Annotated in this window: 11 protein-coding genes; 6 read left to right on the top strand and 5 right to left on the bottom strand. The window is 63.3% G+C overall.

The genetic code is table 11. The features are described from left to right. Positions 1-112: 112 nt before the first annotated feature. Positions 113-727 (top strand): glutathione transferase GstA, encoded by a 615-nt coding sequence (gene gstA / locus AB8A27_RS27670; protein ID WP_115031594.1) that lies wholly within the window; start codon positions 113-115, stop codon positions 725-727. A 156-nt stretch (positions 728-883) separates the two neighbouring features. Here gstA and AB8A27_RS27665 read toward each other — a convergent pair whose 3' ends face one another. From AB8A27_RS27665 to AB8A27_RS27650, 4 genes are all read right to left on the bottom strand, one after another. Further along, positions 884-3,097: a 3-hydroxyacyl-CoA dehydrogenase NAD-binding domain-containing protein gene (locus tag AB8A27_RS27665; protein ID WP_441244639.1), complete on the bottom strand. Its 2,214-nt coding sequence runs from the start codon at positions 3,095-3,097 to the stop codon at positions 884-886. Positions 3,098-3,109: 12 nt separating this feature from the next. After that, positions 3,110-4,318, bottom strand: a complete 1,209-nt coding sequence (locus AB8A27_RS27660; protein WP_441244638.1) for an acetyl-CoA C-acetyltransferase — start codon at positions 4,316-4,318, stop codon at positions 3,110-3,112. Between the two features lie 195 nt (positions 4,319-4,513). Further along, a complete protein-coding gene (locus AB8A27_RS27655) occupies positions 4,514-6,304 on the bottom strand; it encodes an acyl-CoA dehydrogenase C-terminal domain-containing protein (RefSeq protein ID WP_441244637.1) in 1,791 nt (596 codons plus the stop codon). A 98-nt stretch (positions 6,305-6,402) separates the two neighbouring features. Then, a complete protein-coding gene (locus AB8A27_RS27650) occupies positions 6,403-6,789 on the bottom strand; it encodes a nuclear transport factor 2 family protein (RefSeq protein WP_441244636.1) in 387 nt (128 codons plus the stop codon). A gap of 113 nt (positions 6,790-6,902) precedes the next feature. Here AB8A27_RS27650 and AB8A27_RS27645 point away from each other — a divergent pair, with 113 nt between their 5' ends. The 5 genes from AB8A27_RS27645 (at position 6,903) to AB8A27_RS27625 (ending at position 13,939) form a co-directional block, all read left to right on the top strand. Beyond that, positions 6,903-7,454, top strand: a complete 552-nt coding sequence (locus AB8A27_RS27645) for a TetR/AcrR family transcriptional regulator (protein ID WP_441244635.1) — start codon at positions 6,903-6,905, stop codon at positions 7,452-7,454. A gap of 226 nt (positions 7,455-7,680) precedes the next feature. Beyond that, complete coding sequence (locus tag AB8A27_RS27640) at positions 7,681-11,094, top strand: hypothetical protein (protein ID WP_441244634.1); 3,414 nt, start codon at positions 7,681-7,683, stop codon at positions 11,092-11,094. Between the two features lie 115 nt (positions 11,095-11,209). Then, positions 11,210-12,025, top strand: coding sequence for a hypothetical protein (locus tag AB8A27_RS27635; RefSeq protein WP_441244633.1), 816 nt, complete (start codon positions 11,210-11,212; stop codon positions 12,023-12,025). A 214-nt stretch (positions 12,026-12,239) separates the two neighbouring features. Beyond that, positions 12,240-13,169 (top strand): sulfite exporter TauE/SafE family protein, encoded by a 930-nt coding sequence (locus tag AB8A27_RS27630; RefSeq protein WP_441244632.1) that lies wholly within the window; start codon positions 12,240-12,242, stop codon positions 13,167-13,169. After that, positions 13,166-13,939, top strand: coding sequence for a TIGR02186 family protein (locus AB8A27_RS27625; RefSeq protein WP_315840312.1), 774 nt, complete (start codon positions 13,166-13,168; stop codon positions 13,937-13,939). Before AB8A27_RS27630 ends, AB8A27_RS27625 begins: the two co-directional genes overlap by 4 nt. Here AB8A27_RS27625 and AB8A27_RS27620 read toward each other — a convergent pair. Next, complete coding sequence (locus tag AB8A27_RS27620) at positions 13,936-15,240, bottom strand: NRAMP family divalent metal transporter (protein WP_441245056.1); 1,305 nt, start codon at positions 15,238-15,240, stop codon at positions 13,936-13,938. The genes AB8A27_RS27625 and AB8A27_RS27620 overlap by 4 nt on opposite strands. Positions 15,241-15,295: the final 55 nt, after the last annotated feature.

The raw sequence follows: 15,295 nt of genomic DNA, 5'->3' as shown, positions 1-15,295 counted from the left end.
TGGTGGCGGCACCCTAGCCCACTTGATGCAGCTGCATCAATCTTGACTCTTTCATGCAGATGCATTTAGTCACCCGCGTGGTTAAACCAATGTCTTCAGGGAGGAATTTTCGATGAAGCTGTATTATTCGCCGGGCGCCTGCTCGCTCTCTCCTCATATCGCACTTCTCGAAGCCGGCCTGCCCTACGATCTCGTGAAGGTCGACCTCAAAGCCAAGAAACTGGAAAATGGCGACGACTATCTCGCCATCAACCCCAAGGGCCAGGTGCCGGCCCTCGGCCTCGACAGTGGTGAACTCGTGACCGAAGGCCCGGTCATCGTGCAGTACATTGCCGACAAGGCAGCCGCCAAGAATCTGGCGCCGGCTCATGGCAGCGACGAGCGCCGTCAACTGCAGGAATTTCTTGGCTTCATCAATGGCGAGCTGCACAAGAATTTCAGCCCGCTGTTCCAGCCGGCGTTCGACGACGAGGTCAAAGGCTTCTTCAAGACCCGCCTGATGGGCAAGTTCAAATATCTCGACAGCCATCTGGCGGGTAAGGACCACCTGCTCGGCAAGGACTTCAGCGTCGCCGACGGCTATCTGTTCGTGATGCTGAAATGGGCCGACCGGATGAGCATCGACCTCTCCGAGTTCAAGAACCTGATGGCCTACAAGGATCGCGTCGCCGCCCGCCCGCAGGTGCAGGCTGCGCTGGAGAAGGAAGGCCTGATGAAGGCGGCGTGAGCCGACTGCATTGAGTGAGAATACGAAAGGGCCGGATCGATGATCCGGCCCTTTTTTGTTTTGTGTTGGAGCCGCGTTGATCACGACACAACAGACCTGGCGCTGTCGTCCCCTCTCCCCTTGCGGGAGAGGGGACATTCCTGTCCGTGTTTGGCTTTAAGCCGCCGCCTTCTTCGGCGGGAATCGCCCATAGAACGTCTCGCCCTTGGCAGCCATCTCTTCGAGCAGCTTCGGCGGGGTGAAGCGGGAGCCGTATTTCGCTTCCAGCTTGTGGCAGAGCTCGACGAACTTCTTGGTGCCCATGAAGTCGATATAGCTCAGCGTACCGCCGGTGAACGGCGCGAAGCCGAAGCCGAGAATCGAACCGACATCCGCCTCACGCGGATCGACGATCACGTGATCCTCGACGGTGCGCGCGGCTTCCACCGCCTGCACCACCAGGAAGCGCTGCTTCAGTTCCTCGACATCGAGCGTGTCGGGGTCAACAGGCTTCGGCAACAGCGGGGCGATGCCCTTCCAGAGGGCTTTCGAGCCTTTGCCCTTCGGCGGATACTCGTAGAAGCCCTTGCCGTTCTTGCGACCGAAGCGCTCCTGCTTCTCGACCATTTCGACGATCAGCTTCTTCTGCGCCTGATCGACGGCCTGCGAACCGAGATCGGCTTCGGTCGCCTTCATGATCTTCAGCACGAGGTCGAGCGCGATCTCGTCCGACAGCGACAGCGGGCCGACCGGCATGCCGGCCATCTTGGCGGTGTTCTCGATCATCGCCGGCGGCACGCCTTCGAGCAGCATTTCGAGGCCTTCGGCCGTGAAACGCAACACGCAGCGATTGGCGAAGAAGCCACGGGAGTCATTGACGACGATCGGCGTCTTGCCGATGACGCGGATGTAATCCAGCGCGGTGGCGAGCGCGACATCGCCGGTGTTCTTGCCGACAATGGTCTCCACCAGCATCATCTTCTCGACCGGCGAGAAGAAGTGGATGCCGATGAATTTCGACTGGTCAGTGAATTCCTCGGCCAGCGAATTGATCGGCAGCGTCGAGGTGTTCGACGCGATGATCGCACCTTCCTTCAGCAGCGGCTGCACCTTCTTGTAGATCTCGGCCTTGACCGCGCGATCCTCGAACACGGCCTCGATGACGAGGTCGCATTCCCGGATCACTTCAAAATCTGCGGTTGCCGTGATCTTCGACATCAGCGCGTCGCGATCGGCTTCCTTGGCGCGGCCCTTGGCGATCAGCCCGTCGATGACCGACTGGCAATGCGCACGGCCCTTGTCGGCCGCAGCCTGATCACGGTCGATCAGCACCACATCGATGCCACCCTTCGCCGACACATAACCAACGCTGGCGCCCATGAAGCCGGCGCCGATAATGGCGAGCTTCTTGACCTTGGTCGGCGGCACGTTGGTGGGACGGCGCGCGCCCTTGTTGAGCTCCTGCATCGACAGGAACAGGCTGCGGATCATCGCCGCCGCTTCCTTGGTCTGCAGGATATGCGCGAACTGACGGGACTCGACGCGGAGCGCCGCGTCCATCGGCAATTGCAGGCCTTCATAGACGCACTGCATGACCGCACGCGCGGCCGGATAGTTGTCGAAGGTTTCGCGGCGATAGATCGCGTTACCCGCAGGGAACATCATCATGCCCTGCTTGGAATAGACGGGGCCGCCGGGCAGCTTGAAGCCCTTCTCGTCCCACGGCGCGACGGGTTTGCCGCCAGCCTTGATCCACTCCTTGGCAGCCGGGATGAGATCGGCTGATGGCACCACCGCGCCGACGATCCCCATCGCCTTCGCCTTGACGAGATTGATCGCGTCGCCTTTCAGCAGCATCTGCATCGTGTCCTGCGGCTGCAGCATGCGCGCGAGGCGCTGGGTGCCGCCGCCGCCGGGGAACAGGCCGACCTTGATTTCAGGCAGGCCCAGACGCGTCTTCGGGTTTTCCGCAGCAACGCGGTAGTGGCAGGCCAGCGTCAGCTCGAACGCACCGCCGAGCGCAAGGCCGTTGATGGCCGCGACCCATGGCTTGCCCGATGTTTCGATCTTGCGCAGCGTCAGCGACAGCTTGCGGCTCTCGTCGAACAGCATCTGCTGCGCGGCTTCCTCGCCTTTGGCCGCCTTGGTCTCGGCGAACACCTTGCCCATGCCTTCCAGCATCGACAGATCGGCACCGGCCGAGAAAGCTTCCTTGCCGGAGGTGATGACGACGCCCTTTACAGCGGCATCCGCAGTGGTCTGATCGACAATGGCGCCGAGTTCCTCGATGGTCGCCACGTCGAGCACGTTCATCGAACGGCCGGAAATATCCCAGGTGACGAGGGCGATGCCATCGGCGTCGGTCTCAACCTTGAAATTCTTGAAGGTCATGTTGGCCGCTCCTTACACGCGTTCGATGATGGTGGCGGTGCCCATGCCGCCGCCGATGCAGAGGGTGACGAGGGCCGTCGATTTGTTGGTGCGCTCGAGTTCGTCCAGCACGGTGCCGAGGATCATCGCGCCGGTGGCGCCGAGCGGATGGCCCATGGCGATGGCGCCGCCGCAGACATTGATTTTCTCGTTGTCGATCTCGAAGGCCTGGATGAAGCGCAGCACCACCGAGGCGAAGGCTTCGTTGAGCTCGAACAGATCGATGTCCGACAGCTTCATGCCGGAACGCTCCAGCACCTTCTTGGTGACATCCACCGGACCGGTGAGCATCATCGCCGGCTCGGAGCCGATATTGGCGAAAGCGCGAATCTTCGCGCGCGGCTTCAAACCTGCCTTCTTGCCGGCCTCGGCACTGCCAAGCAGCACGGCGCCAGCGCCATCGACGATGCCCGACGAATTGCCGGCGTGATGCACATAGTTCACGGCTTCGATTTCCGGATGCGACTGGATCGCGACGCCGTCGAAACCGCCCATCTGCGCCACGGTGGCGAAAGACGGCTGCAGCGCGGCCAGCGACTGCATCGTGGTGGACGGGCGCATATGCTCGTCCTTGGCCAGAATGGTGAGGCCGTTGATATCCTTGACCGGAATGACCGAGTTCTTGAAGCGGCCTTCATCCCAGGCCTTGGCAGCGCGCTGCTGGCTCTGCACCGAATAGGCATCGACGTCGTCGCGCGAGAAGCCGTATTTGGTTGCGATCAGATCGGCCGAGACGCCCTGCGGCATGAAGTAGGCGGGAACGGCGATCGACGGATCGACCGGCCATGCACCACCCGCGGCACCAATGCCGACGCGGCTCATGCTCTCGGCGCCGCCGCCAATGGTCATTTCGTGCTGACCCGACATGATCTGCGCCGCGGCAAAATTCACGGCGTCGAGGCCGGAAGCGCAGAAGCGGTTGATCTGGATACCCGGCACGTCATTACCGTAACCGGCTGACAGCGCCGCCATGCGCGCGATGTCGCCGCCGGCCTCGCCGACCGGATCGACCACGCCGAGGATGACATCATCGATGGTGCCGGGCTTGAGGTTGTTGCGCTCCTTCAGAGCCTTCAGCGGCGCGGTGGCGAGCGCCAGCGCGGTCACCTCATGCAGCGAGCCATCGGCCTTGCCGCGGCCGCGCGGCGTGCGAACGTGATCGTAGATATATGCCTCGGGCATGGTGTCTCCCTCGAGATTAATCGTGTTGTTCGAATTCCGAAGACGCTGTCATCGCCCGGCTTGACCGGGCGATCCAGTAAACACTGGCGCTGGTGAGTTACTACGAACGCCTGTGTTTACTGGATCCCCGCTCTGCGCGCACCTTCGGTGCGCTAGGCGGGGATGACAGCCTGAGTGTATGGCAACAACTGAGTATCAGAACGCTTCCGCTGGAAGCTCCATCGTCGTGGCCGCACCCGTCTGGATGCGGGCGAGATGAAGCGCCGTTTCGGGCAACATCCGCTCCATGAAGAAGCGGCCGGTGACCAGCTTGGTCGTCAGATAGGGCGTCGCGCCATCAGTGGCAATCTTATCCTGCGCGACCTTGGCCATTTTCGCCCACATGTAAGCGAAGGCCGTGAGACCGAACAGCTGCATGTAATCGGTTGCGCCCGCGCCGGCATTGTCGGGCTTGGCCATGGCGTTGTTCATCAGCCACATGGTCGCCTGCTGCAGATGACCGAGCGCGTTCGACAGCGGATCGATATAGGGCTTCATGGCTTCGTTGCCGCCATGCTCCTTGGCAAAAGCCGCAACCTCGCCAAAGAAGGTCATCGCCGCACGGCCGCCGTCGCGCGGCAGCTTGCGGCCGACGAGATCGAGCGCCTGAATGCCGTTGGCGCCTTCATAGATCATGGCAATACGCGCGTCGCGCACGAACTGTTCCATACCCCATTCGGCGATATAGCCGTGACCGCCGAACATCTGCTGCGCAGAGACCGCATTGGCGAAACCGCCATCGGTGAGGATGCCCTTCAGTACTGGCGTCATCAGGCCCATGTGATCGTCGGCGGCCTGGCGCTCCTTCGGATCGTCGGAGCGATGCGCAACGTCGCTCTTCAGCGCGGTCCACACAACCATCGCGCGGGCAGCTTCGTTGAAGGCGCGAATGGTCAGCAGCGTGCGGCGCACGTCGGGATGCACCATGATCGAATCGGCCGGCTTGTCCGGCGACTTCGGACCGGTGAGCGAGCGGCCCTGCAGGCGATCCTTCGCATAGGCCACTGCATTCTGATAGGCGACTTCGGACTGCGCGAGGCCCTGCACGGCAACGCCGAGACGGGCTTCGTTCATCATCACGAACATGCCCTGCATGCCCTTGTTCTCTTCGCCGATCAGCCAGCCGGTGGCGTTATCGTAGTTCATCACGCAGGTCGAGTTGCCGTGGATGCCCATCTTGTGCTCGATCGAGCCACAGACCACGCCGTTGCGCGCGCCGAGCGAGCCGTCGTCATTGACCAGCACCTTCGGCACCACGAACAGCGACACGCCCTTGATGCCGGCCGGCGCGCCCTCGATGCGGGCGAGCACGAGGTGGATGATGTTGTCGGCCATGTCGTGTTCGCCGGCCGAGATGAAGATCTTGGTGCCGGTGATCTTGTAGCTGCCGTCAGCCTGCGGCACTGCCTTGGTGCGCAACAAGCCCAGATCCGTGCCGCAATGCGGCTCGGTGAGATTCATCGTGCCGGTCCATTCGCCGGCGACCATCTTCGGCAGATACTTGGCCTTTTGCTCCGGCTTGCCGTGCACGATCAGCGCCGCGGTCGCGCCCATGGTGAGGCCGCCATACATCGAGAACGCCATATTGGCGGAGATCTGGAATTCGGCGACGGTCTGCGACAGCGTCACAGGCAGGCCCTGACCGCCAAACTCCGTCGGCGCCGACAGACCAAGCCAGCCGCCCTCGGTGACCTGCTTGAAGGCTTCCTTGAAGCCCTTCGGCGTGGTCACGCTGCCATCGTCGTTGCGCTTGCAGCCTTCGAGATCGCCGACGCGATTCAGCGGCTGAAGTACTTCTTCGCTGAGCTTCGCGGCTTCGCCCAGAATCGCCTCGCGCACATCCGCCGATGCATCGGCGAAGCCGGGCAGATTGTTGTAGCGATCGAATTGAAACACATCGTTGAGCAGGAATCCGACGTCTTCGAGCGGGGCTTTGTAGCTGGGCATGGGATTCTCTCGGTTTGAATTCGATGGAGTGGATGATACGGCGCCGCCGTGTCAGTTTTAAGCGATTGCTATTGGACTAGAAGCGGACAGAAGGCGGCTCATTGCCGCGCCAATTCCTCGCCCATCAACCGGTGCAACAGGTTGATGGCTTTGAGTGGCCTGACCATCACCTTGAAGTGGGTGATGCGTCCATCGTCGGCAAAGGTGATCATGTCGACGCCATTGATTTTGATGCCGTCGATCTCGTTCTCGAATTCGAGAACCGCGCCGTTGTCGCTGCGCCACTCGCCTTTGTAAGCGAAGCCGGGGCCACCCAGCACTTTCTCCGCAGTCGTCAGATACTTGAACACGATCTCACGGCCCCGCTGCGGCGCATGCACGACCGGGCTTTCGAACACGGCGTCCGGATGCAGCAGATCCCACAGCGCGGCCCGATCATGAGAGCGCATGAAGCTGTACCACCTATCGAGACTGGTCACACTCATCGGCTCTGCCTCCCGCATCGGGCACTGTTCGGCCAGCGCCGCTCCATACACTTCTGCATGGACGTTAACGCCAGAGCGTGGATTTCGTCAATACACATGTGTATGGTCGGGGAATGGATGACCAACTGACCAAGGACCGCCTGACGCGTTCGGCCTGGCTCGATCACGGGCTGAGGATCCTCGCGCGGCAGGGCGTCGACGCGCTGAAGGTCGGCGCACTGGCGACCGGACTGAACGTGTCGCGCGGCAGTTTCTATTGGCATTTCAAGGATATATCAGATTTTCGACTACAGCTTCTGCAGCGCTGGCAGGAGCGGACGACCGATCAGGTGATCGAGGGAATCGACACGTCGATCGTCGGCGCCGCACGTCTGACCCACCTGATGAAGCTCGCCTTCAACGAAGATCGCAGCCTGGACCGTGCCATCCGCGCCATGGCCTCGACCGACTCGGACGTCGCCAAAATGGTCGCTTCGGTGGATGCCAGGCGGGTTGGATACATGGCGAAATGGCTGATCGAGGCCGGGGTGGAAAGCCAGCGAGCACTACCCCGCGCCGAGTTTCTCTATTGGGCCTATATCGGCCAGTCCGCAGTGATGGACCCGCGCCATAGCGCCATCACCGAACTGGATGTCGACGATTTGAGTGCGCTGTTTACGCGCTGACACCAGGCCAGAGACACCCGATATCGCCTGCAATCCGGCACAAGTGTATCGCCGGGTTAACTTTTAAGGCGGCCAGGGCGCCAACCTTAACCCGTTATTTACCCTAACCCTGAAAAGTCCGGATCAGAGGCAGACGACCCGCGCACGTTACGATTGTCTTCACGATGGGACGCGCGGGGGAGGCTGCAGGTGCCAGTTGGCGCCATCCTCGGAACCGGGCCAAGGCATGAATTCGCGCGTATCGTGGAGTGTTGACGGGATTGAGCCATCGGTTCGCGAGCGGGCCGAAGCTGCGGCGCGCCGTGCCGGCATGTCGCTCGGCGACTGGCTGAACTCGACCATCGGCGAAGCTCCCGCGCGCTTCAACTCGCCCAATGCACGCCCGCGCGACCAGGAACGTCCCCTCACCCCGCGTGCGGCCCTGCCGCAGCGCGACGCCGACGACGTCGCCGACATCCACCAGCGGCTCGACGCCATTGCCCGGCAGATCGAACTGTTCTCGAAGCCTGCGCCGCGCAGCGAGCCCGGCGTTGCGCGCCAGCTCAATGATGCGATTTCGCGGCTCGATGCGCGTTTGTCGCAGATCAGCGAGCCCATTCACCGTCAGCACCAAATGCCGCCGCAGCAGCCGCGCATCGATATGGTCGAGCGCGCCGCCAATCAGGTCTATAGCGCGTCACCGCCGATCGATCCGTTCTCGCTGGATTTCGCCATCGCCGAGATCGCCGCGCGCCAGGGCGAGCTCGACGGCACGCCGCGCATGGCCCCGCGCAGCGCGCCGCCGATTGCGCCGTCATTCGTGCAGCCTCCTTATGCGCAGCCCGCCGCACAGCAGTCGCACAGCCTCCTGCCGGATATGTCCGGCCTGGAACGGCAGCTGTTCCAGATCACGACCAAGATCGATGCGCTGCAGCGCCCGGACAACACGATCGAGCAGTCGATCGCGACGTTCCGCGGCGAACTCGCCGACATTCGCAATGTCATCACCGAAGCGATGCCGCGCCGCGCCATCGAATCGATCGAGAACGAAATCCGCGAGCTTGGCCGCCGCATCGACGACAACCGCCATAGCGGCATCGACGGCAACGTACTGGCCAATCTCGAACGCGCACTCGCCGACATCCACAAGACGCTGACCACGCTGACGCCGGCCGAGCAGCTCGCCGGCTTCGACGAGGCGATCCGCAATCTCGGCGGCAAGATCGACATGATCGTGCGCTCGAGCAACGATCCCGGCACCATGGAGCAGCTGCAGGGCGCGGTCGCCGCGCTGCGCGCCATCGTGTCCAACGTCGCCTCCAACGAAGCGCTCGGCCGTCTCAGCGACGACCTGCAGACGCTGTCGTCGAAGGTCGATCAGCTCGCACGCGCCGACAACAGCGATTCCTTTGCCGCGCTCGAGGCGCGCATCGTGACGCTGACGACGGCGCTGGAAAATCGCGAACGTCCGGCCGTCATGGCCAGCTCCGATCATCTGGAAACCGCGTTGCGGGCGCTGTCCGAGCGTCTCGATCATATGCCGGTGGGCAATGACTCGTCGTCGGCCTTCGCGCATCTCGAACAGCGCGTCTCATATCTGCTCGAGCGGATGGAGAGCATCACCGATACGCGCGGCAACAATCTCGGCCGCGTCGAGGACGGGCTGCAGGACATCCTGCGCCATCTCGAACGCCAGCAATCCGTGTTCGCCGCGCTGGACAATCCGCGCAGCAAGGCGCCATCGGTCGATCCCGGCCTGGTCGACACGATCAAGCGCGAACTCTCCGACATGCGCTTCAGCCAGTCGGAAACCGACCGCCACACGCAGGATTCGCTTGAGGTCGTGCATTCGACGCTCGGCCATGTAGTCGATCGCCTTGCCAGGATCGAGGGTGATCTGCGCGCGGTCAGCGCAGCGCCTGCCAAGCAATCCGCGCCCGTTGCCACACCCGCACCGGCCCCGCGCCCGGCAACCGCACCAGCCGTTTCGGTACCGGCTCCGCCGCGCCCACAGATGCCCAATCCGGTGAAGCCACAGGCTGCGCCGTCGCAGGTCGAGGTACGTCCGCCGCAGGTTCATTTCGATGCCGCGCCGCGCGACTTCGCGGCAACCGCGATCTCGCACGAGCCGGCGCTGGCTTTCGTGGTGCCGAAGGCCATCAGCGAGATTCTCGATCCACCGCCCGCGCCAAAGCCGGTCGCGCAGTCTGCATCCGCTGCCGAGCGTTCCTCGGCCCGCCCGATGGTTGACCCGGCTTTGCCGCCGGATCATCCGCTGGAGCCCGGCACGCGTCCGCAGGGGCGCGGCGCATCGCCATCCGAACGCATCGCCGCGTCGGAAGAGGCGATCAGCGAAATCGCCGTCGATGCTCCTGAACCGGCCACCGCGTCGAGCTTCATTGCTGCCGCGCGCCGCGCCGCACAGGCCGCCGCCGCGACCGGCAACGACAAGTCCAGGTCCGACAAATCCAGGACTGATAAATCGAAGGTCACCAGACCCGGGCCGCAGCTTGCCGATAGCGAAAAGTCATCTTCCACGATCGGCTCGAAGATCCGCTCGCTGCTGGTCGGTGCCAGCGTGATCGTGATCGTGCTCGGCTCGTTCAAGATGGCGATGACGCTGCTGGACAGCGGCTCGCCGGCGCCGGTGGCCGAGAACATTCACTCGGCACCGCCGCTGCAGCTGAACGCGCCCGAGCCGGCCGAGGTCCCGACCAAGCCCGCCGCTCCCGTGCCGGCCACGCCGTCGATGACATCGCCCACTCCGATCGGCAAGCAGTCGCTGATCGCACCGCCCGCCGCCGTCGAGCCAGCGCCGCAGCCGGTGCCACAGGCTGCGCCCGTGCCATATGTGTCGCCCGATGTGACCGGCAGCATTGCCGCGCCCGCACCGCAGGCCAGCGCCACCGGCCCGGTGCTGCCGTCGAGCGGCCAGAAGATCACCACGGCCCCGGTCCCTGCCGGCGAGCACCTGCCCGAGACCATCGGCAGCACCGCGTTGCGCAACGCGGCGCTCAAAGGCGACGCCTCGGCAGCGTTCGAAATCGGCGTCCGTTATGCCGAGGGCAAGGGCGTGGCGCAGAACTACGACGAAGCCGCCAAGTGGTATGACCGCGCGGCACAGGCCAATGTCGTGCCGGCCATGTTCCGCCTGGGCGCGCTGTTCGAGAAGGGCCTCGGCGCGAAGAAGGATCTCGACGTCGCCCGCCGCTATTACGTGCTCGCCGCCGACCGCGGCAACGCCAAGGCGATGCACAATCTCGCCGTGCTCGATGCCGATGGCGGCACCAAGGGGGCCAACTACAAGAGCGCGTCGTACTGGTTCCGCAAGGCGGCCGATCGCGGCGTCGCCGACAGCCAGTTCAATCTCGGCATCCTCTATGCCCGCGGCATCGGCGTCGAACAGAACCTCGCCGAGAGCTTCAAGTGGTTCAGCCTCGCCGCCGCCCAGGGCGATGTCGATGCCGGCCGCAAGCGCGATGACGTCGCCAAGCGCCTCGATCCGCAGTCGCTGGCTGCTGCCAGGCTGGCGGTCCAGACGTTCACACCGGAAGGCCAACCCGAAGACGCCATCAACGTGGCCACTCCCGCGGGCGGTTGGGATGCCACGCCGGCACAGGCCGGGGCGAAAGCATCGATGGGCAAGCGGGCTGCGCGCTAGGCCGGATTTCTGGACCGCCGGATCGAGCCGGCGGTCTTATTTCCTCAACAAACCTTCAGCAGACTTGACGCGATAACATGCGCGCCGGGCCGGACTGAACGACGAGGAAATTGATTTGTCTTTTCGAAATGACGACACATCGGGGGGCGCGGAACGCCCATCGGGGATCCCGACGGTCAATCCCTGGGCCGCACGTCCCGCCGAGCCGCCCGCGCCATCGCAGCCCCCGCCGCCTGAGGCACCGCGCAGCAAATGGTTCAACTGGCCCTCGGTCGCATTCGCGGTCCTGATATTCGGCGGTATCGGCGCGCAGGCCTATCAGGAGCTCTCCAAACCCGAAGCCTGGGCCTATTGGAAAGACCTCTATGTCTCGCCGAGCATGGCGTCTTCGGAGGTCGCCAATCTCGATCCCGACAATTCAGGCCGCGGCCGCCCGGCGCTGGCGATCACGGGCGAGATCGGTCCCGCCACTGCAAGCTGGTTTCGCGAAAAGCTCGATGAAGCCAAGCTCGCGCCCGGCGATACCGTGCTGCTGTCGTCTCCGGGCGGAAATGTCGGCCAGGCCATCATTATGGGCGAGATCATCCGTGCGCGTGGTCTCGCCACCGCCGTGGGCACGGTGGATTCGGCGGGCCGCATCAAACCGTCCTACTGCGCCAGCGCCTGCGTGATGACCTATGCCGGCGGCAAGGCCCGCATCGGCGTCGAGGGCTCAAAGCTGGGCGTTCACCGGTTCGTCTCGCCCAGGCCGGGGGCCGATCCTGTCGCGTCCGCGCAGCGCACCATGGGCTATGTGCTGAGCTACATGACCAAGATGGGCGTGGCCTCGTCGGTCGTCGAGGCGATGTCAGCCACCGAGAAAATCCGCTGGCTCGGCACCAGCGAGGCTGCCGCCATGAACCTCGTCACCGATCCGGCCAGGAAGTCGTGACGCCGCCGGCCTACACCTGACCCAACAAAATTTACCACCTTGAAAGGTGCATCATCGGTCGCGGCGGAAAACCGCGCCTTTACCGGATTCTTTAATCCCATCAACGGACGATATCGTCTAAGACGGGGTGCGGCTCGCAATCCGCGCCGCCTCCAGAACCACGCCGTGAGCGGTTTCGGCCCAACTCAGGGCCAGAATTCCGAAGCGAACGCGCGTGCAACTGTATCTCCCGATCGCCGACATTCCGATCAATGTGCTGCTCATCCTGGCGATGGGCGCCGCAGTCGGCTTCGTGTCTGGCATGTTCGGGATCGGCGGCGGCTTCCTGATGACACCGCTGCTGATTTTCGTCGGCATCGCTCCTGCGGTGTCGGTCGCGTCGGTGGCGAGCCACATCGCAGCCTCGTCTTTCTCCGGCGCACTGTCCTACTGGCGACGCCGCGCCATCGATCCCGCGCTTGCGACTGTCCTTCTGACCGGCGGCGTGGTCGGCACGGCGCTCGGCGTCTGGACCTTCACGCTGCTGCGCAATCTCGGCCAGCTCGACCTCACCATTTCGCTGTCCTATGTGATCCTGCTCACCGCTGTCGGCGGATTGATGTTCTGGGAAGGCTTGCGCGCGCTACTGCGCATGCGGCGCGGTGATCCTGTGAACTTGCGCCGGTCCGGCAGCCATAGCTGGGTTCACGGCCTACCGCTGAAGATGCGGTTCAAGCGCTCCAAGATCTATCTCTCGGTGATCCCGGTGATCGCCGTCGGCCTCCTGATCGGCTTTATCGGCGCCGTGATGGGCATTGGTGGCAGCTTTATCCTGATCCCGATCCTGATCTACTGGCTGCGCATTCCGACCTCGACGGTCATCGGAACATCCATGGTGCTGACGCTGGTCACCATGGTGATCGCGACATTGCTGCACGCCGTCACCAATCATCTGGTCGATGCGGTGCTGGCCCTCATCCTGATGGTCGGCGGCGTCACTGGCGCACAGTTCGGCGCCCGTGCCGGGCAGAAGATTCGCGGCGAGCATTTGCGCCTGCTGCTGGGTCTGCTGATCCTGGCGGTCGGCGTCCGCTTCGCCGTGGAACTGGTCGTTCGCCCCGCGGATCTGTACACGATCCGCGAGACCGGAGGCGTCGCTCCATGATACGCGCGCTCCCGATCATCGCCGCACTTGGCATCGGAATGCTCGCCCCGGCACGCGCCGAGCAACTGATCGTCTCGGTGTCGAACCATCGCGTGACCGTGACGCCGAATTATGCCGGCGAGGAACTGGTGCTGTTCGGCGCTGTCGAGAAAGACGACAAGACACCGCCCGGCCGCAACAACTACAATCTCGTCGTCACCGTCAACGGACCGCGCACCGACCTCACGACCCGGCGCAAGGAACGTCGCTTTGGCATCTGGATCAACACGGATTCGCGCCAGTTCCTGCAGGTGCCGTCCTATCTCGCCGTGTTTTCCAACCGTCCTATGGACGCCATCGCGCCCGCCGACATACAGCGCCGCCAACAGCTCGGAATCAATAACGTCCTGCTGACCCAGCGCGTCGGCACCGACTACGCCGACGTCGTCGCCACCGACCCGTTCCGGAGCGCCTTTGTGCGACTGCGCAAGGAACATGGACTGTATCGCGAAGAGACCTCAGCGGTGACATTCCTGACACCGACGCTGTTCCGAACCAGCATTCCGCTGCCCGCCGAAGTCCCCATCGGAACCTATGATGTCGAGATCAAGCTGTTCGCCGACGGTGCACTGATCTCGAAAGCGGAGACGGCGTTCGATATCGTCAAGGTCGGCTTCGAGCAGTTCGTTGCCAATGCCGCGCGCAATCACGGTTTCATCTACGGGCTGCTCACCGCCGCGATGGCGCTGATGTCCGGCTGGGCCGCGTCGATCGTATTCAGACGGGACTAAAGAAAATTTCCGGCGACCATCGCCACCACGCTGATAGCCATTACGGCAGTCGACAGCCAACCGAGCCAGTGCAACGGCCCCTTGATCACAAAATCGCCCATCACATCCTTGTGGCGCGACATCACCATCAGCAGCACCATCACCGGCACGGCCAGAACGCCGTTGATGACGGCGCTCCAGTACAGCGCCGAGATCGGGTTGATCGAGGTGAAATTCAGCGCGATCCCGATCGTCGCGGATAGCGTCAGCACGGAGTAGAACGCCACGGCCTCGCGTGGCTTGCGATCGAGGCCGACGCGCCAGCGCTGACCTTCGCCGACGGCATAGGCGGTTGAGCCCGCAAGCACCGGAATCGCCAGCAGACCGGTGCCGACGATGCCCAGCGCAAATATCCATTCCGCGAATATTCCGGCGATCGGACGCAGGGCTTCAGCCGCCTGCGCCGAGGTCTCGATATCGGTCTTGCCGGAGGCATTGAGCGTGGCCGCAGCCGTGATGATGATCGACAGCGCGATCAGGTTCGAAAATGCCATGCCGAAGATCGTATCGGCCCGAATGCGCGAAAACTCCATCGCGGCGCCAATCGGCCGCTCGATCAACGGAGCCTTGGCGGGATCGATACGTTCGTCCTCCGCCTCCTGCGAGGCCTGCCAGAAGAACAGATAGGGCGAAATCGTCGTCCCCAGAATCGCGACGACGGTAGTGAGATACGAGGCGCTCCAGGTGATTTGTGGCAGCAGGATGCCTGTAAGAGCCGCGCTCCAGTCGACCTTCACCACCGCAAGCGCGGCAACATAGGAGAACAGGCAGAGCGTCAGCCACTTCAGCACTGAGACGTAACGCTTGTAGTCGAAGAAGATTTGCGCGCCGACCGACAGCACGCCGAACAACACGACATAGATGATGCTGTGACCGCCGATGAGCAGCTTGGTGGCGTCGGCCATGGCGCCGAGATCAGCCGCGATATTGATCGTATTGGCGATGAACAGGAGCGACACGATCAGATGCAGCAGCGGTGCCGGATAGTGCCGGCAGACATTGCCGGAAATGCCACGACCCGTCACGCTGCCGACGCGTCCGGAAATTTCCTGGATCGCGACCATCAGCGGAAAGGTCAGCAGCATGGTCCAGCCGATGCCGTAGCCAAGTTGTGCCCCGGCCTGACTATAGGTGCCGATGCCGGAAGGATCGTCATCGGAAGCGCCGGTGATCAGACCAGGACCAAGCCGCTTCAGAAAGCCTTTCGGACCGGTAGCTTCTGCCTCCTGATCATCAGGCTTCCCGCTGGACTTGTCCGACATCTGATCCATGCCATTTCACCGTTCGGCAACGTGCCGTCGCAGCTAATGTTCCAAA

It is taken from the genome of Tardiphaga sp. 768_D3_N2_1, assembly GCF_052076105.1.
Lineage (GTDB): Bacteria > Pseudomonadota > Alphaproteobacteria > Rhizobiales > Xanthobacteraceae > Tardiphaga.
This window is presented reverse-complemented; position numbering and strand designations above follow the sequence as displayed.